Here is a 19,111-nt window from a genome sequence, read left to right on the forward strand (position 1 = left end):
ACCCGATGAACCAGTCCCCGTGGTGGCGCGGCGCCGTCATCTACCAGATCTACCCGCGCAGCTTCCTCGACACCGACGGCGACGGGGTGGGCGACCTGCCCGGCATCGTCGAGCGGCTCGACTACGTGGCCTCGCTGGGCGTGGACGCGATCTGGATCTCGCCCTTCTTCAAGTCGCCGATGGCCGACTTCGGCTACGACATCGCCGACCAGCGCGCGGTCGATCCTCTGTTCGGCACGCTGGACGACTTCGACCGCCTGCTGGCCAAGGCGCATTCGCTGGGCCTGAAGGTGATGATCGACCAGGTCTTCAGCCACACCTCCGACCAGCACGAGTGGTTCCGCGAGAGCCGCCAGGACCGCACCAACCCCAAGGCCGACTGGTACGTGTGGGCCGACGCCAGGGAAGACGGCACCCCGCCCAACAACTGGATGTCGATCTTCGGCGGCGTGGCCTGGCGCTGGGAGCCGCGCCGCGCGCAGTACTACTTGCACAACTTCCTGGCATCGCAGCCGGACCTGAACTTCCACAACCCGGAAGTGCAGCAGGCCACGCTGGACTACGTGCGCTTCTGGCTGGACCGCGGCGTGGACGGCTTCCGCCTGGACTCGATCAACTTCTGCTTCCACGACGCGCAGTTGCGCGACAACCCGCCCAAGCCGGTGGCGCAGCGCGTCGGCCGCGGCTTCAGCGTCGACAACCCCTACGCCTTCCAGTACCACTGGTACAACAACACCCGCCCGGAGAACCTGCCCTTCCTGGAGAAGGTGCGCGGGCTGCTGGACGAGTACCCCGGCGCGGTTAGCCTGGGCGAGATCTCCGCGGAGGACTCGCTGGCCACGACCGCCGAGTACACCTCCGGCAACCGCCTGCACATGGGCTACAGCTTCGAGCTGCTGGTGGACGACTTCAGCGCGGCCTACATCCGCGGCACGGTCGAACGCCTGGAAGCGGCGATGACCGAAGGCTGGCCGTGCTGGGCGGTGTCCAACCACGACGTGCGCCGTGCGGTGACGCGCTGGGGCGGCGACTCGCCCTCCCCAGCGCTGGCCAAGATGCTGGTGGCGATGGTCTGCTCGCTGCGCGGTTCGGTCTGCATCTACCAGGGCGAGGAGCTGGGCCTGCCCGAAGCGGACGTCCCCTACGAATCGCTGCGCGACCCCTACGGCATCACCTTCTGGCCGAACTTCAAGGGCCGCGACGGCTGCCGCACGCCGATGCCGTGGACCTCCTCGGCCGACGCCGGCTTCAGCAGCGGCACGCCGTGGCTGCCGGTGCCGGACGCGCACCGCACGCTGGCGGTGGCGGCGCAGGAAGCCGACCCGGACTCGGTGCTCAACGCGTTCCGTGCCTTCATGCGCTGGCGCAAGGCGCAGCCGGCGCTGGTACGCGGCTCGATCGCCTTCCTCGACACGCCCGAGCCGGTGCTGGCCTTCGTGCGCGAGGGCGAGGGCCAGCGCCTGCTGGCCGCGTTCAACCTCTCCGACCGGCCGGCGACGCTGCAGCTGCCGGCCGGCAGCTGGACGGCGCTGCATGGCCACGGCGCGCCGCTGGCGGCGGTCGGCGAGTCGCAGGCGATCCTGCCGCCGTGGGGCTACCTGCACGCGCAGGCGGGCTGACGCCGACCTTGCGCCTTCCAGCCACGCCGGTCACGTCCCGGTGCGGCTGCCACCATTGACGTGCAGCACCTGGCCGGTGACGAAGCTGCCGTCGTCGCTGGCCAGGTAGACGTAGGCCGGGGCCACCTCCGCCGGCTGGCCCGGCCGCTGCATCAGCGTGTCCGAACCGAACTCGGCGACCTCCTTGGGCTTGAACGAGGCCGGGATCAGCGGCGTCCAGATCGGCCCCGGCGCCACCGCGTTGACCCGGATCCCGCGCTCGGCCAGCGACTGCGCCAGCGAGAAGGTCATGGCGTGGATCGCGCCCTTGGTCGAGGCGTAGTCCAGCAAGGTGGCGTGGCCGCGCACGCCGGTGATCGAACCGGTGTTGATGATGCTGGCGCCGCGGCGCAGGTGCGGCAGCGCCGCGTCGACCAGGTAGAAGAACGAGAACAGGTTGTTGGCGAAGGTGTCGCGCACCCGTTCCGGGGTCAGCTCCGTGGCCTTCGCCACCGGGTACTGGCGGGCGTGGTTGTTGACCAGCACGTCGAGCCGGCCGAAGTGCTTCACCACCCGCTCCACCAGCGCACGGCAGCGCGCCGGCGTGCGCAGGTCCACGCGTACGGCCAGGCATTCGCCGCCGGCTTCCTCGACCATGCGCACGGTGCGGTCGGCATCGCCGGCCTCGCGCGGCGACAGGTAGGCGATGGCGACCCGCGCGCCTTCCCGCGCGAAGTGCACGGCGACCGCCTGGCCGATGCCGCTGTCGCCGCCGGTGACCAGGGCGACGCGGCCCTGCAGCTTGCCGCTGCCGAGGTAGCTGTCGCGAATCACCAGCGGCTCGGGGTCCATCTTCGACTGGACGCCCGGCTGGCGCTTCTGGCGCTGCGGCGGGTTGATCTTCTTCTTGCCGGGCATGCCGGTCTCCTTCGCACGGGTAACGCGCCAAGCCTAGGAATGGCGGCGTCGGCGTACCGTGTGCGCGGAGGCCGCCGCCTTCGCGATGGTTTCACCGCCGGCGCGGCAGCGTGCGCGTTCACCACGCGGGAAGCCGCCGCCATGCCCAGCCGCACGCGACGCACCGTATTCACCCTGGGCACGCGCAACGGGCGCTGCGCGCACGAAGCGACCACGCAAGCCTGGATCGCGCGCCGGCTGGCCACGCTGTTCGACTGGGAGTACGGCGGCGAGTACCGCCATGGCGAGGCACCGCCCGACGCGTTCTTCGTCCCCGACGACACCCTGACCACGGCGCAGGCCATGGCGCTGGGCATCGCCGGCGAAGGCGACCTGTTCGGCGGCGTCGTGCCGCACGGCTTCGTCGCCAGCAAGGTCATCACCCACCCGCTGCCCAGCGCCGGCGCCCCGGCCCCGCACGGCTGGGACCACGGCCTGGCCACGCGGCTCGGCGACGCAGTGCTGCCCGGCTTCAGCGTGTTCGAACCGGCCGACATCAATCCGGCCGGCTTGCGCCTGCTCAGCGCTGGCGGCATCCGCCTGAAGGAGGCGGCAGCACGGGGCGGCCACGGCCAGTACCGGGTCGCCGACGCGACGGCGCTGCGCATGACCGTGGCCGAGCTGGACCCGGAGCGGGTTCGCCACGACGGCGTGGTGCTGGAACTGGACCTGGGCGACGCCACCACCTGCAGCGTGGGCGAGGTCCGCATCGGCGGCCTGCGCCTGGCCTACCTGGGCACCCAGCATCACGTGCGCGACCGCGAGGGCGACGAGGTCTACGGCGGCTCCGCGCTCAGCGTGGTCGAAGGCGGGCTGGAAGCGCTGGAGAAACTGCCGCTGGCTCCCGAGGCGCACGCGGCACTGCGGCAGGCGCGCCGCTACGACGCCGCGGTGGCGGCGACCTGGCCCGGCTTCTTCGCCTCGCGCCGCAACTACGACGTGGTCTGCGGCCACGACGGCGGCGGGCGCTGGCGCTGCGGCGTGCTGGAACAGTCCTGGCGCGTCGGCGGCGCCTCGCCGGCGGAGATGGTGGCGCTGGCGGCCTTCCTCGGCGCCGACCCGCCGCTGGTGGTGGAGGTGTCCTGCCACGAATCCCACGATCCAGCCGAACACTTGCCCGCCGGCGCCGAGGTGCACTTCAGCGACCCGGCCGCCGCGAGCGGGCCGGCGCTGAAATACGCCCTGGTCGCGAGGAGGTTGCATGCAGATCCGGCTTGATCCGGTAGAGATCGGCACCAACGGCGACCGCGTCGGCGGCACCGTGCTGTACCCGGCGCTGGCCTTCCCCGGCGTGCTGTTCGTGCACGGCTGGGGCGGCAGCCAGGAACACGACCTCGGCCGCGCCCGCCAGGTCGCCGGCATCGGCGCGGTCTGCCTGACCTTCGACCTGCGCGGCCACGAGCGCACCGCCTCGCAATGGGAAACCGTCAGCCGACCGCAGAACCTGCAGGACCTGCTGTCGGCCTACGACTGGTTCGCCGCGCAGCCCGGCGTCGATCCCGGTTCGATGGCCGTGGTCGGGATCAGCTACGGCGGCTACCTCGCCGCACTGCTGACCGAGCTGCGCCCGGTGCGCTGGCTGGCCCTGCGTTCGCCGGCGCTCTACAAGGACGAAGGCTGGGAACTGCCGAAGCGGCGCCTGCACGACGACCCGGACCTGGCCGCGTTCCGCCGCCGCAAGGTGGCGTGGGAGGAGAACCGGGCGCTGCGTGCCGCGCGCGCCTTCCAGGGCGACGTGCTGCTGGTGGAAGCCGAGCACGACCCGGTCGTGCCGCATGCGGTGATCGAGAACTACGCCAACGCGTTTTCCGCCGCGTCCTCGCTCACCCGGCGCCGCATCGCCGGCGCCGACCACGCGTTCTCCGGCAAGCCGCAGCAGAAGGAATACACCGGCGTCCTGGTCGGCTGGCTGCGGGAAATGGTCACCGGTGCACGCGAGCGGGAGGCCAGCGAACGGGTCGCCGAACGCAAGCGGATGCGCCAGTCCGGCGAGTCCGGCGGCAGGGGCTAGCCGGCCGGCCGGTGCGACGCGCGGCGTCCCGGAGCGCGTTTGCTGCGTTTTCTCCGCATTTTCCCCTTGGCGGACGGCCGCGCATGGCCTACATTCGCGTTGCCGACGCCGTCGGTCAACAAAACCATCCAATCCAACGGAACAGGAAAGTTATGGCGAAGACCACCAAGAAGCCGGCCGCCAAGAAGGCTGCGCCGAAAGCGGCGAAGGCCGCCCCGAAGAAGGCGGCTCCGGCTGCCGCCAAGCCGCTGAAGGAAGTCCTGGGCAAGTCCGCCCTGGTCAAGCACCTGGCCGAGGCCAGCGGCGTCGCCGCCAAGGACGTCAAGTCCGTGCTGGCTTCGCTCGAGGGCGCCATCTCCGGCGCGATCAGCAAGAAGGGCGCTGGCGCCTTCACCCTGCCGGGCCTGTTCAAGGTCACCGCGGTCAAGGTTCCGGCCAAGCCGAAGCGCAAGGGCATCAACCCGTTCACCAAGGAAGAGCAGTGGTTCGCCGCCAAGCCGGCTTCGGTGAAGGTCAAAGTGCGTCCGCTGAAGAAGCTCAAGGACGCCGCGGCGTAAGTCGCGCGACACCCAGCTTTCCCGCGGGGCGGCAGCGATGCCGCCCCGTTTTTTTTCCAGCGCCCTGGCCGCCCGCGCCCGATCACGCGGCCGGCGCGGGGCGGTCGCCACACTGCTGGCATAGCCACTCCGAGTCCCCGGCGCACGCGCCCGGCCATCCGCCTGCTTCGATCGCTCGGCCGCCTGCTGCTCGCCGTCGCCCTGCCCTGCCTGCTGGCGCTGACCGCGCTGTGGGCGTGGCAGCAGCCGCTGTTCGACACCCCGCGCACGCTGTGGGAACTGTCGCGGATGCCGCCGCCGGAGACCCTCGCGGTGCCGGTGCACGGCGTGCAGGCCGGGCGCATCGCCGCGACCTTCGGCGCACCACGCGATGGCGGACGCAGCCATGCCGGCGTCGACATCTTCGCCGCACGCGGCACGCCGGTGACCAGCACCACCCGCGGCGTGGTCCGCACCATCGCCGACCGCGGGCTCGGCGGCCGCCAGGTCTGTGGGCTCGGGCCCGGCGGCGAACGGCACTATTACGCACACCTGGACGACTGGGCCCCGGGCCTGGCCGAAGGCGACATCATCCAGCCCGGCACCCCGCTGGGCACGGTGGGCAATACCGGCAACGCCCGTACCACCCCGCCACACCTGCACTACGGCATCTACGGCAGCGAGGGCGCCATCGCCCCCCTGCCACGGATGCGTGCCGGCCACTGAACGGCTTTCCGCCGACGTGGAACGGTCCATCGTGACCATGGCCCTCGTTCCTGCGGGGGGGCGGGCCTATGGTGTGGTCATCCCATCCGCCAGACCGTTCCACCATGGTTTCCACTCCCAAACGCTACCGGGTCACCGTCACCCCGGTCGAACGCGACGGCCTGCCCTGCAGCGGCCGCTGCAGCATCGAATTCGAACAGGCCTGCGGCGAAGACTGGATGCGCATGATCGAGAACACCCAGCGCCTGCCCGGCTACAGCGGCGACGAGCGCATCGCCCTGGTGGTCGGCGCGCGCCTGCTCGATGCCCTGGCCCGCAGCCGCCGCGAGGTCCCGGACGACCCGCTGGCCGAACTGCGCGCGCCGCTGGAAAGACTGCTGGCCCGGATCGGCCCGCGCACGGCCTGATCCGGCGCGGCGCCGCGCATCATCGCGCCCGCGCACGCGGCGCCCCCGTCCCCCGCCAACCGCGCTTTCATCCTGCGTCCAGCCGGGCCGCGGCCATCATGCCCCGTCCCCCGATGGAGCCTGCCCATGCGATCGCGCCTTTCCCTGCCCTGGTTCCTGTGTGCCTGCCTCGCCCTGGCTGGCGCCCTGCCTGCCGTGGCCGCACCGCAGGTGGACGGCCAGCGGGTCAGCGTCGGCGCCGAGGACGCGCGGCTGTTCCTGGAGAGGCGCTTCCCGGTCACCCAGGACGCACTGGGTGGACTGGTCGCCGTCACCGCCAGCCGGCCGCAGCTGGAGATCCCGCCCGGCTCGCGGGTCCGGCTCTCGCTGGACCTGGCCCTGACCACGATGGGCGGCGCGCCGGTACCGATGGGGCGCGCCGAGCTGAGCAGCGCGCTTCGCTACGACGCCGCGCGGCAGGCGTTCTTCCTGGACCAGCCGCGGGTCGAGGCCTTCCACCCGGCCAATGGCGGCGAAGGCTTGGACGCGAAGACCCAGGCCCTGCTCAACGCCTGGCTGGCCGACTACGCCGCGTCCGAGCCGGTCTACCGGATCGACCCGGCCATCGCCGCGCTGCTGGGCGGGATGCAGGTCGAATCGGCCGGCATCGAGGACGGGCACCTGGTGGTCACCTTCGACCGCGAGGTCGGGATGGCCGCGCCGGCGCCCTGAGCGCTCAGCGCTTGGGCTGCAGCATCGTGCCGGTGCACTTGGGCGAGCCGCAGCGGCAGGCCCAGATCTTCTTCAGCCGCGGCGTGTGCCGCTCGGCCAGGGTGATGCCGTAGTTGTAGGTCAGCTCCTCGCCCGGGGCGATGTCGCGGATCGCCTCGATGAAGACCCGGTCCTTGCGGCTGTCGCCGTCCTCGTTCTCGTCGATCAGCGCCTCGCAGTTCGGGTCGCAGCTGTGGTTGATCCAGCGCGCGTCGTTGCCCTCGTAGCTGGCGTCGATCACCCAGTCGTCGTTGAGGGTGAACAGGAAGGTGTGGCCGCTTTCCACGTCGCCGCCGCTGTCCTGGTCGACCTCCTCGTGGGTGCGGCGGCGCCCCTTGTACTCGATGATGCGCTCGCCCTTGCGGATCGGCATCGCGGCGAACACGCCGTTGCCGTGGATGGGCGACTTGCGGGCGACGATCTTGCGGGGCATCGGGTTTCCAGTGGCTGGCGGGGGAAAGGCCGATTCTCGCCCATGCACCTCCACAACCCAAGCCCGGCGCCGGACGCTGGCACGGCCGTCGTGCCGGAAGTCAGGGTGACCCTCGCCACGGCATGGCTTCCGGCTGCCCTGGCGCCGCCGTGGCCCGCGTTCAATCGCGCAACGTCCACCGCCCGCAAGGTCCCACCATGCCGTTCGCTCTGCCCCGGCACGCGCTGCGCGTGCTCCTGCTGCTCCTGCCCGTCCTGCCCCTGCTCGCCGCCTGCGGCGGCGGCGCCCCGGAAGCCACCGCGGCCACGTCGCCGAAGGCCTCCGCCGACGTCGACCTGGTCGCGCGCGGCGAGTACCTGGTCCGGATCGCCGGCTGCAACGACTGCCACACCCCCGGCTATGGCCCGGCCCAGGGCGAGGTGCCGAAGGAGCAGTGGCTCATTGGCTCCGCCCCGCTGGGCTACACCGGCCCCTGGGGCACCACCTATGCGACCAACCTGCGCCTGCGCATGCAGGAGCTGAGCGAGGAGCAGTGGCTGGAGTACAGCGCCCACCTGCGCGCGCGCCCGCTGATGCCGGACTTCAACCTGCGCGCGATGACCGAGGACGACCGCCGCGCCCTGTACCGGTTCATCCGCGGCCTCGGCCCGGCCGGCGAGAAGGCCCCGCCGGCGCTGGCGCCGGGCCAGACCGCGAAGCCGCCGGTGCTGGCCCTGGTCCTGCCGGAGGCCCCCGCCGGCGTGGCCCCGCCCACCGGCGCAGAGGCCGACTGAAGCCCGCCTGACCCCTGCAGTTGGCCGGGCGGCGTCGAAAGCGTACAATTTCGGTACGCTTTCAAGCCCCGCCCCGCCATGCTCCGCGTCACCAAACTGACCGACTACGCCACCGTGGTCCTGACCGTGCTCGCCGCACGGCCGGGCCAGGTGCTGAGCGCGGCCGACCTGGCCGAGCACTCCGGGCTGGAACAGCCCACCGTCAGCAAGCTGCTCAAGCCGCTGGCCCAGGCCGGCCTGGTCGAGGGTCTGCGCGGGGTCCACGGCGGCTACCGCCTGAGCCGCGCCGCCGACCGGATCAGCCTGATCGAGATCGTCGAGGCCATGGAAGGGCCGCTGGCGATGACCGAGTGCAGCCAGCACGAGAGCAACTGCGGCATCGCCCACCAGTGCGGCGTGCGCAGCAACTGGCGGCTGATCAACGACGTGGTCGCCGACGCCCTGCGCGGCGTCACCCTGGCGCAGATGCTGCGCCCGCTCCCCCCCGTTTCCCCTCCCCCCAGCGCACGCCGGCGCGAGATCGCCGTGCGCGTCGACAGCTGAAACCCGTAGGCAGCCCATGGCCACCGAAACCGAAACCCCCACCACGGCCGAAGCGCCGGTGCAGAACGCCGAGATTCTCGAGCGCCTGGGCCGCCGCTACGACGCCGGCTTCGTCACCGAGATCGAGTCCGACTCCCTGCCCCCGGGCCTGGACGAGGACGTGATCCGCGCCCTGTCGGCGAAGAAGGACGAGCCGCAGTGGATGACCGACTGGCGCCTGGAAGCCTACCGCCGCTGGCTGCAGATGCCAATGCCCAACTGGGCCAAGCTGCAGATCGCGCCGATCGACTTCCAGGCCATCAGCTACTACTCCGCGCCCAAGGGCCCGAAGTACAAGTCGCTGGACGAGGTGCCGAAGGAGCTGCTGGACACCTACGACAAGCTGGGCGTGCCGCTGCACGAGCGGGCGAAGCTGGCGGGCGTGGCGGTGGACGCGGTGTTCGACTCGGTCTCCGTCGGCACCACCTTCCGCAAGGAGCTGGCCGAGAAGGGCATCATCTTCTGCTCGATGTCCGAGGCCATCCGCGAGCACCCGGATCTGGTGCGCAAGTACCTGGGCTCGGTCGTGCCGACCGGCGACAACTACTTCGCCGCGCTCAACTCGGCGGTGTTCTCCGACGGCAGCTTCGTGTTCATCCCCAAGGGCGTGCGCTGCCCGATGGAGCTGAGCACCTATTTCCGGATCAACGCCGGCCACACCGGCCAGTTCGAGCGCACCCTGATCATCGCCGAGGAAGGCGCCTACGTCTCCTACCTGGAAGGCTGCACCGCGCCGATGCGCGACGAGAACCAGCTGCACGCCGCCGTCGTGGAGCTGGTGGCGCTGGATGACGCGGAGATCAAGTACTCCACGGTGCAGAACTGGTACCCCGGCGACGAGGAAGGCCGCGGCGGCATCTACAACTTCGTGACCAAGCGCGCCGAGTGCCGCGGCGCGCGCAGCAAGGTCACCTGGACCCAGGTGGAGACCGGCTCGGCCATCACCTGGAAGTACCCGTCCTGCGTGCTGCTGGGCGACGACTCGGTGGGCGAGTTCCACTCGGTGGCCCTGACCCACCACCGCCAGCAGGCCGACACCGGCACCAAGATGATCCACGTCGGCAAGCGCACCAAGTCCAAGATCGTGTCCAAGGGAATAAGCGCCGGCCGCGGCCAGAACACCTACCGCGGCCTGGTGAAGGTGGACCGCAATGCCGACGGCGCGCGCAACTACACCCAGTGCGACAGCCTGCTGATCGGCAAGCAGTGCGGCGCCCACACCTTCCCCTACATCGAGGTGAAGAACCCCGGAGCCACCGTCGAGCACGAGGCCACCACCTCCAAGATCAGCGACGACCAGCTGTTCTACTGCCGGTCGCGCGGCATCTCCCAGGAGGACGCGGTGTCGATGATCGTCGACGGCTTCTGCAAGCAGGTCTTCCGCGAACTGCCGATGGAGTTCGCGGTCGAGGCCAAGAAGCTCCTGGAAGTCTCGCTGGAAGGCAGCGTCGGCTGAGCCGCCACCGCCCCGGGTTCGACCTGGAGACCGGGATCGGGGCGAGCGCCCCTCCCGGCCCCGGCGCTTCCGGACCCCACCCAATCCCGAATCCCGAATCCCCAATCCCATGCTCAAGATCCACAACCTCCACGCCAGCGTCGCCGGCAAGGAAATCCTCAAGGGCCTCTCGCTGGAAGTGAAGCCGGGCCAGGTGCACGCCATCATGGGCCCCAATGGCGCCGGCAAGTCCACCCTCGGCAACGTGCTGGCCGGACGAGACGGCTACGAAGTCACCGCCGGCTCGGTCGAGTTCGACGGTCAGGCCCTGCTGGAGCTGGAGCCCGAGGAACGCGCCGCCGCCGGCCTGTTCCTGGCCTTCCAGTACCCGGTCGAGATCCCGGGCGTGAACAACACCTACTTCCTGCGCAGCGCGCTCAACGCCCAGCGCAAGGCGCGCGGCCAGTCCGAACTGGACTCGATGCAGTTCCTCAAGCTGGTCCGCGAGAAGCTGGCCGTGCTGCACCTGAAGGACGAGCTGCTGCACCGCGGCGTGAACGAAGGCTTCTCCGGCGGCGAGAAGAAGCGCAACGAGATCTTCCAGCTGGCCGTGCTCGAACCGAAGCTGGCGATCCTCGACGAGACCGACTCGGGCCTGGACATCGACGCGCTGAAGACCGTCGCCGACGGCGTCAACGCGCTGCGCACGCCGGAGCGTTCGTTCCTGGTGATCACCCACTACCAGCGCCTGCTCGACTACATCAAGCCGGACGTGGTCCACGTGCTGGCCGACGGCCGCATCGTCCAGACCGGCGGCCCGGAGCTGGCGCTGGAACTGGAAAAGCACGGCTACGCCTGGCTGAAGGACCGGATCGCGCCGGAGGCGGTGGGCTGATGTCGGCACTGCTGGATTCGTTCCGCGACGCGTTCGCGGGCCTGCGCGACGCCGAGGCCCAGCAGCTGGGCCCCGGCCGCCGCGAGGCGCTGGAGGCGCTGCTCGCCGACGGCATCCCCGGCCCGCGCGAGGAGGCCTGGAAGTACACCCCGCTGCGCGCCCTGGAGCGGCGCAGCTTCGCCGCGCCCGACCCGGCGCCGGCGGCGATCGACCCGGCCCTGCTGGCCGGCATCCCCGCGCCACGCCTGGTCTTCGTCAACGGCCGCCACGACGCCGCGCTGAGCGACCTGTCCGGCCTGCCCGCCGGCATCGAGGTGCAGGCGCTGTCACAGGTGCTGGTCCATGGCCAGCCGCGCGACGCCAACTTCCTGTTGCGCCGCTACGAGCAGCGCGCCGACCTGTTCGCCCGCGCCAACGCCGCCCTCGCCGAGGACGGCGCGGTGGTGCGGCTGGAAACCGGCGTGGCGGCCGGCGCGCCGCTGCACCTGGTCAGCGTCGGCACCGCGCAGCCGGGCGACCGCGCCTGGCACCTGCGCCACTTCATCGAACTGCACAACGACGCCCGCCTGGACATCGTCGAGCACCAGCTGGCCGCCGGCGACCACGCCAACCTGGGCACGGCGGTGCTGCACCTGCACCTGGGCCAGCGCGCGATCGTGCGCCACGCCCGGGTCCAGGACGAGGCCGCGCGCGCCAGCCTGTTCGCCCGCACCGACGCGGTGCTGGCCCGCGACGCCCGCTACCAGCGCATCGACCTGGAACTGGGCGCGGCCCTCAGCCGCCACGAGCTCAACGTGCGCCTGGAAGGCAACGGCGCGCGGCTGGTCGCCAACGGCGTGCTGCTCGGCGACGGCCGCCGCCACGTCGACACCCGCCTGGGCATCGAGCACATCGCCCGCGACACCGGCTGCGAGCTGGTCTGGCGCGGGATCGGCGAAGGCCGCAGCCGGGTGGTGTTCCACGGCGGCATCCACATCCGCCCCGGCGCCGACGGCACCGACGCGGCGCTGTCGACCAAGAACCTGCTGCTGTCGGCCGACGCCGAGGTGGACGCGCAGCCGGTGCTGGTGATCGACACCGACGAGGTCAAGGCCGCGCACGGCGCCACCGTCGGCCAGCTCGATGCCAACGCGCTGTTCTACCTGCGCTCGCGCGGCCTGCCCGAGGCGCAGGCGCGACGCCTGCTGACCGTGGCGTTCTGCCGCGAGCCGCTGATGGCGCTGGAGGACGACGGCCTGCGCCAGTTCCTGCTGGCCCGCCTCGACGCCGCCCTGGCCAAGGCCCTGACCCCGGGAGAAACCGCATGAGCACGCTGCCGGCAGCCGTCCACGACGCAGCGCTGGGCAACCACGACAACGGGGTCGACTGGGCCCGCGTCCGCGCCGACTTCCCGCTGCTGATGCGCGAGGTCCACGGCAAGCCGCTCATCTACCTGGACAACGCCAATACCGGGCAGAAGCCGCTGCAGGTGATCGCCTCGCAGGACGAGTTCTACCGGCGCCACAACGCCAACGTCAGCCGCGCGGTGCACGCGCTGGGCACCGAGGCGACCGAGGCCTACGAGGCCGCGCGCGGCAAGCTGGCGCGCTTCCTCAACGTCCGCGCCGACGAGCTGGTGCTGTGCAGCGGCACCACCTTCGCGATCAACCTGGTGGCCTATTCCTGGGCGCTGCCGCGGCTGAAGGCCGGCGACGTGATCCTGGTCTCGCGGATGGAGCACCACGCCAACATCGTGCCCTGGCAGCTGGTGGCCCAGCGCACCGGCGCCACGATCCGCGTCGCCGAGATCCTGCCCGACGGCCAGCTGGACCTGGACGCGCTGTACCGGGCGATGACCCCGGAAGTGAAGCTGCTGGCCGTGGCCCACGTGTCCAACGTGCTGGGCACGGTCAACCCGGTACGCGAGATCTGCCGCGAGGCGCGCCGCCGCGGCATCATCACCGTGGTCGACGGTTCCCAGGCCGCGCCGCACCTGAAGCTGGACGTGGCCGCGATCGGCTGCGACTTCTACGCCATCACCGGCCACAAGATGTGCGGCCCCACCGGTACCGGCGCGCTGTGGGCGCGCCGCGAGTACCTGGAATCGATGCCGCCGTTCATCGGTGGTGGCGAGATGATCAAGGAAGTGAGCTTCGACGGCACCGTATTCAACGACCCGCCGCACCGCTTCGAGGCCGGCACGCCGAACATCGCCGGCTTCGTCGGCCTGGGCGCCGCGGTCGACTACCTCGAATCGGTCGGCATGGACGCCATCGCGGCGCGCGAGGCCGAGCTGCTGGCCCACGCCACCGGGGCGCTGCAGGCGATCCCGGGGCTGCGCATCCTCGGCACCGCGCCGGGCAAGGCGGCGGTGATCTCGTTCCTGGTCGAAGGCGCGCACGCGCACGACCTGGCCACCCTGCTCGACCTGGAAGGCGTGGCCGTGCGTTCGGGCCAGCACTGCGCCCACCCGCTGTTGCAGTTCTTCGGCGTAGCGGCCACGCTGCGTGCCTCGCTGGCCTTCTACAACACCCACGACGAGATCGACCGCTTCGCCGCCGCCCTGGTCAAGGTGCGCCGGCTGCTCGGGTGACCGGCCAGCCTTGTCGATCCAGCCGCACAAGCCGTCCATGACTCCACTGACGTTCCGCCACGCCACCCACGCCGACATCCCCGCCATCGTCGCCCTGGTCACTTCGGCCTACCGGGGCGAGACCAGCCGCCGCGGCTGGACCACCGAGGCCGACCTGCTCGACGGCCAGCGCATCGATCCGGACGTCCTGGCCGCGGACCTGGCGCGGCCGCGCAGCGTGGTCCTGCTGGCCGAGCGCGAAGGCGGGCTGCTGGCCTGCGCGCACGTGGCCGAGGAGGACGGCGCCGGCTATTTCGGCATGTTCGCCGTGCGCCCCGACCTGCAGGGCGGTGGCGTCGGCAAGGCGGTGATCGCCGAGGCCGAGCGCATCGCCGCGGCGGACTGGGGCCTGCCGGTCATGCGCATGACCGTGATCGACGTGCGCGAGAGCCTGATCGCCTTCTACCAGCGTCGCGGCTACGTCCGCACCGGCATCCTCAAGCCCTTCCCCTACGGCGACGAGCGCTTCGGCATCCCGCTGCGCGACGACCTGCGCTTCGAGGTGCTGGAGAAGCCGCTGCGCCAGGAGGCGGTGGCATGAGCGAGACCTGGACCTTCGTCTGCGCCACCAGCGAGCTGCTGCCCGGCGAGATGCGCCCGGTCTTCGACGAAGTCACCGGTACCCCGATCCTGGTGGTCAACCTGGACGGCGAGTTCTACGCGCTGGAGGACCGCTGCAGCCACGAGGACTTCGAACTGTCCTCCGGCACGGTCGACCCGGCCGAGGGCAGCATCGAATGCGTGCTGCACGGCGCCCGCTTCGACCTGCGCGACGGGCGCGCGCTCTGCGCCCCCGCCTATTCGCCGGTGCCCACGTTCCCGGTGAAGCTCGAGCACGGTGGCGTCTGGACCCGCGACGACCGCGGCTGAGCCGCCGGGTCTGGCGCCAACCCCCGCAAGCTCCTGGTTCCTGGCGCCGTACCCGGTGCCGGGGCGGGCATGCCTGCCCGCTTCCGGGCCCTCGCCGCCCCGCGGCTGCGAAAGCCAAAGGAACAGGATTCATCCTCGATTGCATTTGATAACTATTCCTGTTTAAGCTATTCACGATCGGCCCGACTGGCGTGGCCGAACCCGTGGGGAACGCTTGAACCAGCACTGCCCAACCGATTCCTGCGCCGCCCGGGCCGCGGCGCTCCGCGCCCGCGCGGTGCTCGCAGGCATGGCGATGGTGCTGCTCTTCTCGGCCGTGGTCCTGCTTCCCCGCCCGACCACGACCGCCACGGGCACGGCCACCCGGCCGGCTCCGCAGGTCCAGGCACTTGCCGCCGATGATCCGGGCCCGGCCAGCCCCGGCCCCCACGGTGGCGTCGTTTCTCTCCCGAAGCCGGAAGGCAAGCCGCGCTCGGGCAGCGCGCCGCAGCCGCCCGCCTTCCCGGAGTTCGCAGCTGCCGCGCCCACCCCACCTGCGGCCACCGCGGTGGTCTCCCCCCGCCCGCAGCTGGCGACCGCCCTCCCCCCCGCCGAAGCGCTGCAGCCGGATCCCGCGCTGTACCTGCATCCAGGCCAGGCGCCGCCTGCGACCTGAGCCATCCCGCCCGCGTACGCCAGGGCCATCCCGGCTTTCCCAGCAACGCACCCCCGCGCCGCCGACCCAGCAGGTCGCCAGGCTGCCGTGCGCGCCCCACCTTCGGAGCACCCACAACCATGCAGCAGCATCCTTTCCGCCCCGCCGTCCTCGCCATCGCGCTGGGCAGCATCCTCGCCCCCCCGCACGCGAAGGCCGATCCAGACCCGGCCGGTGAGCCGGTCGACCTGGCCACCGTCGTGGTCACCGCCGCCGGCTTCGAGCAGAAGATCACCGACGCCCCGGCCAGCATCAGCGTGATAACCCCCGAAGACCTGGCCAGGCGTCCGTACATCACCCTGCTGGACGCGGTCCGCGACCTGGAAGGCGTGGACATCGGCGAAACCCGCGACAAGACCGGCCAGGGCACGATCTCGATCCGTGGCATGGGCGCGGACTACACGCTCATCCTGATCAACGGCAAGCGCCAGAACAACCACGGCGACATCTACCCGAACTCCTTCGGCGGCAACCAGTTCAACCACATCCCGCCGCTGGACGCGATCGAGCGCATCGAGGTGATCCGCGGCCCGATGTCGACCCTGTACGGCGCCGACGCGATGGGCGGCGTGGTCAACATCATCACGAAGAAGGGCCTGGACAGCTGGTCCGGCTCGGTGACCGTCGGCCGCACCTTCGAGAGCAACAGCGACTACGGCGACGACACCACGGCCGACTTCTTCGTCACCGGCCCGCTGGTGCGCGGCGTGCTCGACCTGGCCGTGCGCGGCAGCTGGTACCGGCGTGATGCCTCCAACCCGACCTATGGCGACGTGGTCGACCCGGCCGGCGAAGTGCACAGCCGCGCCCTTGGCTTCGGCGGCGGCGGCAAGACCGTGGACAACACCAACAAGGCCGGTGGCATCAGCCTGGCCTGGACCCCGTCCGACACCCAGACCGTCACCTTCGACTACGACGTCTCGCGCCAGGAATACGACAACGCGATCAAGATCAACGACGCCGGCGTCGAGGAATACCCGGTCGGCACCGTCGACAACCACGGCGCGATGCTGCGCATCGGCAACAACGGCCGCATCGAACCGCGCGCCGGGTACGCGCCGACCCAGGAATTCACCCGCGACAGCTGGTCGCTGACCCACGAGGGCCAGTGGAGCTTCGGCAACAGCTTCGTCTCGCTGTCGCACGTGGAGACCAACAACAAGGGCCGCACCCTGCCGTTCACCGTGGACGAGCGCAAGCAGCTGCAGCAGCTGTGGAACGCGGCCTGCACCAGCCTCGGCGGCAACGTCGGTTCCAGCGGCTACTGCGCGCCGTCGGCCGCGATCGGCTTCCGCAACGCCAACGCCTGGAACAACCAGTCCGAGGCGCAGAAGCTGGCGATCATGCAGGCCAACCTGTCCCCGGAGCAGTACGGGCAACTGCTGGCCTACCTCCCGCGCCCCCGCCGCACCCTGGAAAGCGCGCAGTACACCCTCGACGCCAAGCTGGAGATCCCGTTCAATGCCGCCGGCGAGCACGTGGCCGTGGTCGGCACCCAGGTGATCCGCGGCGAGCTGACCGACGGCGTGTTCGGCATGGAGGCCGGCCAGCCTGGCGGCGTGCAGGAGCACAACATGTACTCGCTGTTCGCCGAGGACACCTGGAAGGTGCTCGAGCCGCTGTCGCTCACCGCCGGCCTGCGCTACGACGACCACCAGGTGTTCGGCAGCCGCGTCAGCCCGCGCCTGTACGCGGTGTACACGCTGAACGACCAGTGGACCATCAAGGGCGGCGCCAGCACCGGCTTCAAGACGCCCAAGACCACCCAGCTGTACGACGGCGTGGTCGGCTTCGGCGGTCAGGGCACCTCGCCGATGTTCGGCAACCCGGACCTGAAGCCGGAAACCAGCGTGAGCTACGAGCTGGCCGTGTACTGGCAGCATCCGGACGGCCACAACTTCAACGCCACCGTGTTCCGCAACACCTTCGACGACAAGATCTCCTCGCAGCCGTGCGGCGCCGGCCTGGCCCAGCCGTGCTCGGACACCGGCGAGTACGCCGAGCTGGGTTACGCCACCAGCACCCGCACGGTGAACATCGACAAGGTGGTGATCCAGGGCGCCGAAGTGTCCGGCCGCTGGCAGGTCGCCGATGCGGTCGGCCTGCGCGCCAACTACACCTACACCGACAGCGAGCAGCGCAGCGGCGCCGAGATCGGCCTGCCGCTGGGCGACAGCGCCCGGCACATGGCCAACGCCACTTTCGAATGGCAGGCCTCGGACCGGCTGGGCCTGTTCCTGACCGCCGAGTCGCGGGCCAAGCGCTACCGCGGCGTGCATGCGATCACCGGCGAGCCGCTGTACTACAAGGACTACACCGTCCTGCACCTGGGCGGTTCGTTCGAGGTCACCGACACGCTGACGATGAACGCGCGGATCAACAACCTGCTCGACCGCGATTTCACCACCTACGCCACCGAGTTCCGCGACCTGGACGGCGACGGCGCCTATCTGGACGGCAGCAACGAAGTCCTCTACTTCGACGACTACAACAACAAGGACAAGGCGCGCAGCTTCTGGCTGAGCCTCAACGTCCGCTTCTGACGTCGTACGCGGCCCGGGCGGTCAACCGCCCGGGCCGCGGCGCGTCATGGGGAACAATGAGAACAGTTCTCATCGATCCCCTATACTGGGCGACCCCTGACGACCGCGTGCCCATGCCTGCCACTCCCCGCCACGATCCCGTTTCCACCCAGCAGCGCCGCGGCTTCTGGCTGCGCACCCTGCACCAGTGGCACTGGATCAGCTCGGCGGTCTGCCTGGTCGGCATGCTGCTGTTCACCGTCACCGGCATCACCCTCAACCACGCCGCGCGGATCGAGGCCAGGCCCGCGGTCGACAACCGCGTGCTGGAGCTGCCGGCGCCGCTGCTCGAAGCGCTGGCCGCGGCGCCGGAGGAAGGCAACGCCCCGCTGCCGGAACCGGTAGCGCGCTGGCTCGACGACGCGCTGGACGCGCCGGTGGGCCGTCGTCCGGCCGAGTGGTCGGCGGAGGAAGCCTACGTTTCCATGCCCGCGCCGGGCGCCGACGCCTGGCTGAGCATCGACCGCGAAACCGGCACGGTGGAATTCGAGCGCACCGACCGCGGCTGGGTCTCCTACTTCAACGACCTGCACAAGGGGCGCAACGCCGGACCGGCCTGGGGCTGGTTCATCGACGTGTTCGCCATCGCCTGCCTGGTGTTCTGCATCACCGGGCTGTTCCTGCTGCACCTGCACGCGCGGCAACGCCGCCTGACCTGGCCGCTGGTCGGCCTGGGCCTGGTGGTGCCGGTGCTGCTGGCCCTGCTTTTCATCCATTGACGAGGTTCCATCGATGCGCGCCAAGCTGTTCTTCGCGGTCAGTGGCCTGCTGACGCTCCCGGCCTACGCGGCCGAGCTGCAGGTCGACGTCGAGATCCCCAAGCTCAACGTCGCCGAGTACCACCGCCCCTACGTGGCGGTCTGGCTGGAAGGCACCGACCAGAAGGTCGCGGCCAACCTGGCCGTCTGGTACCAGCAGAAGGACACCGCCGAGGGCCACGGCACCAAGTGGCTGCCCGACCTGCGCCAGTGGTGGCGCAAGTCCGGCCGCAACCTGGACCTGCCGGTGGACGGCGTGACCGGCCCGACCCGTCCGGTCGGCAGGCACGTGCTGAAGTTCGACGGGCGCAGCCCGCAGCTGGGCAAGCTCGCGCCCGGCCAGTACACCCTGGTGGTGGAAGCGGTGCGCGAGGTCGGCGGCCGCGAACTGCTGAAGATCCCCTTCGAATGGAACGGCAAGCCGCAGTCCGGCAAGGCGCAGGGCGCCAGCGAGCTTGGCGCGGTCGGCCTGTCGATCAAGTAACCCTCTTTC

At 70.9% G+C, this 19,111-nt stretch carries 21 protein-coding genes; 19 read left to right on the forward strand and 2 right to left on the reverse strand.

The features are described from left to right. Positions 1-5: 5 nt before the first annotated feature. The gene (locus tag PSEJ35_RS0100675; protein ID WP_028916098.1) at positions 6-1,619 is read left to right on the forward strand and encodes an alpha-glucosidase family protein; all 1,614 of its coding nucleotides are present in this window, start codon (positions 6-8) and stop codon (positions 1,617-1,619) included. Positions 1,620-1,649: 30 nt separating this feature from the next. Here PSEJ35_RS0100675 and PSEJ35_RS0100680 read toward each other — a convergent pair whose 3' ends face one another. Continuing rightward, on the reverse strand, positions 1,650-2,516 hold the full coding sequence (locus PSEJ35_RS0100680) for an SDR family oxidoreductase (protein WP_028916099.1): 867 nt from the start codon (positions 2,514-2,516) through the stop codon (positions 1,650-1,652). 141 nt (positions 2,517-2,657) lie between these two features. Here PSEJ35_RS0100680 and PSEJ35_RS15005 point away from each other — a divergent pair, with 141 nt between their 5' ends. From PSEJ35_RS15005 to PSEJ35_RS0100710, 6 genes are all read left to right on the forward strand, one after another. Next, the gene (locus PSEJ35_RS15005; protein WP_051412418.1) at positions 2,658-3,773 is read left to right on the forward strand and encodes a DUF3182 family protein; all 1,116 of its coding nucleotides are present in this window, start codon (positions 2,658-2,660) and stop codon (positions 3,771-3,773) included. Beyond that, positions 3,757-4,566: an alpha/beta fold hydrolase gene (locus PSEJ35_RS15010; protein WP_037081950.1), complete on the forward strand. Its 810-nt coding sequence runs from the start codon at positions 3,757-3,759 to the stop codon at positions 4,564-4,566. The genes PSEJ35_RS15005 and PSEJ35_RS15010 overlap by 17 nt, the downstream gene beginning before the upstream one ends. Positions 4,567-4,718: 152 nt before the next feature. Then, complete coding sequence (locus PSEJ35_RS0100695; protein WP_028916100.1) at positions 4,719-5,123, forward strand: HU family DNA-binding protein; 405 nt, start codon at positions 4,719-4,721, stop codon at positions 5,121-5,123. 156 nt (positions 5,124-5,279) lie between these two features. Next, positions 5,280-5,828: a M23 family metallopeptidase gene (locus PSEJ35_RS0100700; protein WP_028916101.1), complete on the forward strand. Its 549-nt coding sequence runs from the start codon at positions 5,280-5,282 to the stop codon at positions 5,826-5,828. 104 nt (positions 5,829-5,932) lie between these two features. Then, positions 5,933-6,235 carry a DUF3861 family protein gene (locus PSEJ35_RS0100705; RefSeq protein ID WP_028916102.1) on the forward strand — a complete coding sequence of 101 codons (303 nt, stop codon included), beginning with the start codon at positions 5,933-5,935 and terminating at the stop codon, positions 6,233-6,235. Positions 6,236-6,361: 126 nt separating this feature from the next. After that, a complete protein-coding gene (locus PSEJ35_RS0100710; protein ID WP_051412387.1) occupies positions 6,362-6,946 on the forward strand; it encodes a DUF1439 domain-containing protein in 585 nt (194 codons plus the stop codon). Positions 6,947-6,950: 4 nt separating this feature from the next. Here the strand turns inward: PSEJ35_RS0100710 and PSEJ35_RS0100715 are convergent, their stop codons facing one another. Beyond that, positions 6,951-7,418 carry an SET domain-containing protein-lysine N-methyltransferase gene (locus PSEJ35_RS0100715; protein WP_028916104.1) on the reverse strand — a complete coding sequence of 156 codons (468 nt, stop codon included), beginning with the start codon at positions 7,416-7,418 and terminating at the stop codon, positions 6,951-6,953. Positions 7,419-7,615: 197 nt separating this feature from the next. Between PSEJ35_RS0100715 and PSEJ35_RS15015 the strand changes: the two genes are divergently transcribed. The 12 genes from PSEJ35_RS15015 to PSEJ35_RS0100775 all read left to right on the forward strand — a co-directional run bounded on the left by PSEJ35_RS15015 (position 7,616) and on the right by PSEJ35_RS0100775 (position 19,102). Continuing rightward, the gene (locus tag PSEJ35_RS15015; RefSeq protein WP_084635380.1) at positions 7,616-8,191 is read left to right on the forward strand and encodes a hypothetical protein; all 576 of its coding nucleotides are present in this window, start codon (positions 7,616-7,618) and stop codon (positions 8,189-8,191) included. 78 nt (positions 8,192-8,269) lie between these two features. Beyond that, positions 8,270-8,734, forward strand: coding sequence for an SUF system Fe-S cluster assembly regulator (locus PSEJ35_RS0100725; protein ID WP_028916105.1), 465 nt, complete (start codon positions 8,270-8,272; stop codon positions 8,732-8,734). Positions 8,735-8,750: 16 nt separating this feature from the next. Then, on the forward strand, positions 8,751-10,229 hold the full coding sequence (gene sufB, locus PSEJ35_RS0100730) for a Fe-S cluster assembly protein SufB (RefSeq protein ID WP_028916106.1): 1,479 nt from the start codon (positions 8,751-8,753) through the stop codon (positions 10,227-10,229). 109 nt (positions 10,230-10,338) lie between these two features. Beyond that, positions 10,339-11,103: a Fe-S cluster assembly ATPase SufC gene (gene sufC / locus PSEJ35_RS0100735; protein WP_028916107.1), complete on the forward strand. Its 765-nt coding sequence runs from the start codon at positions 10,339-10,341 to the stop codon at positions 11,101-11,103. Continuing rightward, on the forward strand, positions 11,103-12,410 hold the full coding sequence (sufD, locus tag PSEJ35_RS0100740; protein ID WP_028916108.1) for a Fe-S cluster assembly protein SufD: 1,308 nt from the start codon (positions 11,103-11,105) through the stop codon (positions 12,408-12,410). The genes sufC and sufD overlap by 1 nt, the downstream gene beginning before the upstream one ends. Then, positions 12,407-13,675, forward strand: a complete 1,269-nt coding sequence (locus PSEJ35_RS0100745; protein ID WP_051412388.1) for a cysteine desulfurase — start codon at positions 12,407-12,409, stop codon at positions 13,673-13,675. Before sufD ends, PSEJ35_RS0100745 begins: the two co-directional genes overlap by 4 nt. Positions 13,676-13,712: 37 nt before the next feature. Beyond that, entirely contained in the window at positions 13,713-14,255 is a 543-nt protein-coding gene (locus tag PSEJ35_RS0100750) for a GNAT family N-acetyltransferase (RefSeq protein WP_028916110.1), read from the forward strand. Next, positions 14,252-14,584 (forward strand): non-heme iron oxygenase ferredoxin subunit, encoded by a 333-nt coding sequence (locus PSEJ35_RS0100755; RefSeq protein WP_028916111.1) that lies wholly within the window; start codon positions 14,252-14,254, stop codon positions 14,582-14,584. Before PSEJ35_RS0100750 ends, PSEJ35_RS0100755 begins: the two co-directional genes overlap by 4 nt. Before the next feature lie 289 nt (positions 14,585-14,873). Beyond that, complete coding sequence (locus PSEJ35_RS0100760) at positions 14,874-15,239, forward strand: hypothetical protein (protein ID WP_037081955.1); 366 nt, start codon at positions 14,874-14,876, stop codon at positions 15,237-15,239. A gap of 119 nt (positions 15,240-15,358) precedes the next feature. Next, positions 15,359-17,821, forward strand: a complete 2,463-nt coding sequence (locus PSEJ35_RS0100765) for a TonB-dependent receptor (protein ID WP_028916113.1) — start codon at positions 15,359-15,361, stop codon at positions 17,819-17,821. Positions 17,822-17,934: 113 nt separating this feature from the next. Continuing rightward, the gene (locus PSEJ35_RS0100770) at positions 17,935-18,579 is read left to right on the forward strand and encodes a PepSY-associated TM helix domain-containing protein (protein ID WP_028916114.1); all 645 of its coding nucleotides are present in this window, start codon (positions 17,935-17,937) and stop codon (positions 18,577-18,579) included. Positions 18,580-18,592: 13 nt separating this feature from the next. Then, entirely contained in the window at positions 18,593-19,102 is a 510-nt protein-coding gene (locus PSEJ35_RS0100775; RefSeq protein WP_028916115.1) for a DUF2271 domain-containing protein, read from the forward strand. Positions 19,103-19,111: the final 9 nt, after the last annotated feature.

It is taken from the genome of Pseudoxanthomonas sp. J35, assembly GCF_000513995.1.
Taxonomy (GTDB): Bacteria; Pseudomonadota; Gammaproteobacteria; order Xanthomonadales; family Xanthomonadaceae; genus Pseudoxanthomonas.

What these genes read in the sequence shown, in the direction of transcription:
- sufB (WP_028916106.1), top strand. Translation starts at nt 8,751, where the DNA reads ATGGCCACCGAAACCGAAACCCCCACCACGGCCGAAGCGCCGGTGCAG.
- PSEJ35_RS0100770 (WP_028916114.1), top strand. Translation starts at nt 17,935, where the DNA reads ATGCCTGCCACTCCCCGCCACGATCCCGTTTCCACCCAGCAGCGCCGC.
- PSEJ35_RS15005 (WP_051412418.1), top strand. Translation starts at nt 2,658, where the DNA reads ATGCCCAGCCGCACGCGACGCACCGTATTCACCCTGGGCACGCGCAAC.
- sufD (WP_028916108.1), top strand. Translation starts at nt 11,103, where the DNA reads ATGTCGGCACTGCTGGATTCGTTCCGCGACGCGTTCGCGGGCCTGCGC.
- PSEJ35_RS0100675 (WP_028916098.1), top strand. Translation starts at nt 6, where the DNA reads ATGAACCAGTCCCCGTGGTGGCGCGGCGCCGTCATCTACCAGATCTAC.
- PSEJ35_RS0100765 (WP_028916113.1), top strand. Translation starts at nt 15,359, where the DNA reads ATGCAGCAGCATCCTTTCCGCCCCGCCGTCCTCGCCATCGCGCTGGGC.
- PSEJ35_RS0100750 (WP_028916110.1), top strand. Translation starts at nt 13,713, where the DNA reads ATGACTCCACTGACGTTCCGCCACGCCACCCACGCCGACATCCCCGCC.
- PSEJ35_RS0100745 (WP_051412388.1), top strand. Translation starts at nt 12,407, where the DNA reads ATGAGCACGCTGCCGGCAGCCGTCCACGACGCAGCGCTGGGCAACCAC.
- PSEJ35_RS0100680 (WP_028916099.1), bottom strand. Translation starts at nt 2,516, where the DNA reads ATGCCCGGCAAGAAGAAGATCAACCCGCCGCAGCGCCAGAAGCGCCAG.
- PSEJ35_RS15015 (WP_084635380.1), top strand. Translation starts at nt 7,616, where the DNA reads ATGCCGTTCGCTCTGCCCCGGCACGCGCTGCGCGTGCTCCTGCTGCTC.
- PSEJ35_RS0100725 (WP_028916105.1), top strand. Translation starts at nt 8,270, where the DNA reads ATGCTCCGCGTCACCAAACTGACCGACTACGCCACCGTGGTCCTGACC.
- PSEJ35_RS0100775 (WP_028916115.1), top strand. Translation starts at nt 18,593, where the DNA reads ATGCGCGCCAAGCTGTTCTTCGCGGTCAGTGGCCTGCTGACGCTCCCG.
- PSEJ35_RS0100710 (WP_051412387.1), top strand. Translation starts at nt 6,362, where the DNA reads ATGCGATCGCGCCTTTCCCTGCCCTGGTTCCTGTGTGCCTGCCTCGCC.
- PSEJ35_RS0100760 (WP_037081955.1), top strand. Translation starts at nt 14,874, where the DNA reads ATGGCGATGGTGCTGCTCTTCTCGGCCGTGGTCCTGCTTCCCCGCCCG.
- PSEJ35_RS0100715 (WP_028916104.1), bottom strand. Translation starts at nt 7,418, where the DNA reads ATGCCCCGCAAGATCGTCGCCCGCAAGTCGCCCATCCACGGCAACGGC.
- sufC (WP_028916107.1), top strand. Translation starts at nt 10,339, where the DNA reads ATGCTCAAGATCCACAACCTCCACGCCAGCGTCGCCGGCAAGGAAATC.
- PSEJ35_RS0100705 (WP_028916102.1), top strand. Translation starts at nt 5,933, where the DNA reads ATGGTTTCCACTCCCAAACGCTACCGGGTCACCGTCACCCCGGTCGAA.
- PSEJ35_RS15010 (WP_037081950.1), top strand. Translation starts at nt 3,757, where the DNA reads ATGCAGATCCGGCTTGATCCGGTAGAGATCGGCACCAACGGCGACCGC.
- PSEJ35_RS0100695 (WP_028916100.1), top strand. Translation starts at nt 4,719, where the DNA reads ATGGCGAAGACCACCAAGAAGCCGGCCGCCAAGAAGGCTGCGCCGAAA.
- PSEJ35_RS0100755 (WP_028916111.1), top strand. Translation starts at nt 14,252, where the DNA reads ATGAGCGAGACCTGGACCTTCGTCTGCGCCACCAGCGAGCTGCTGCCC.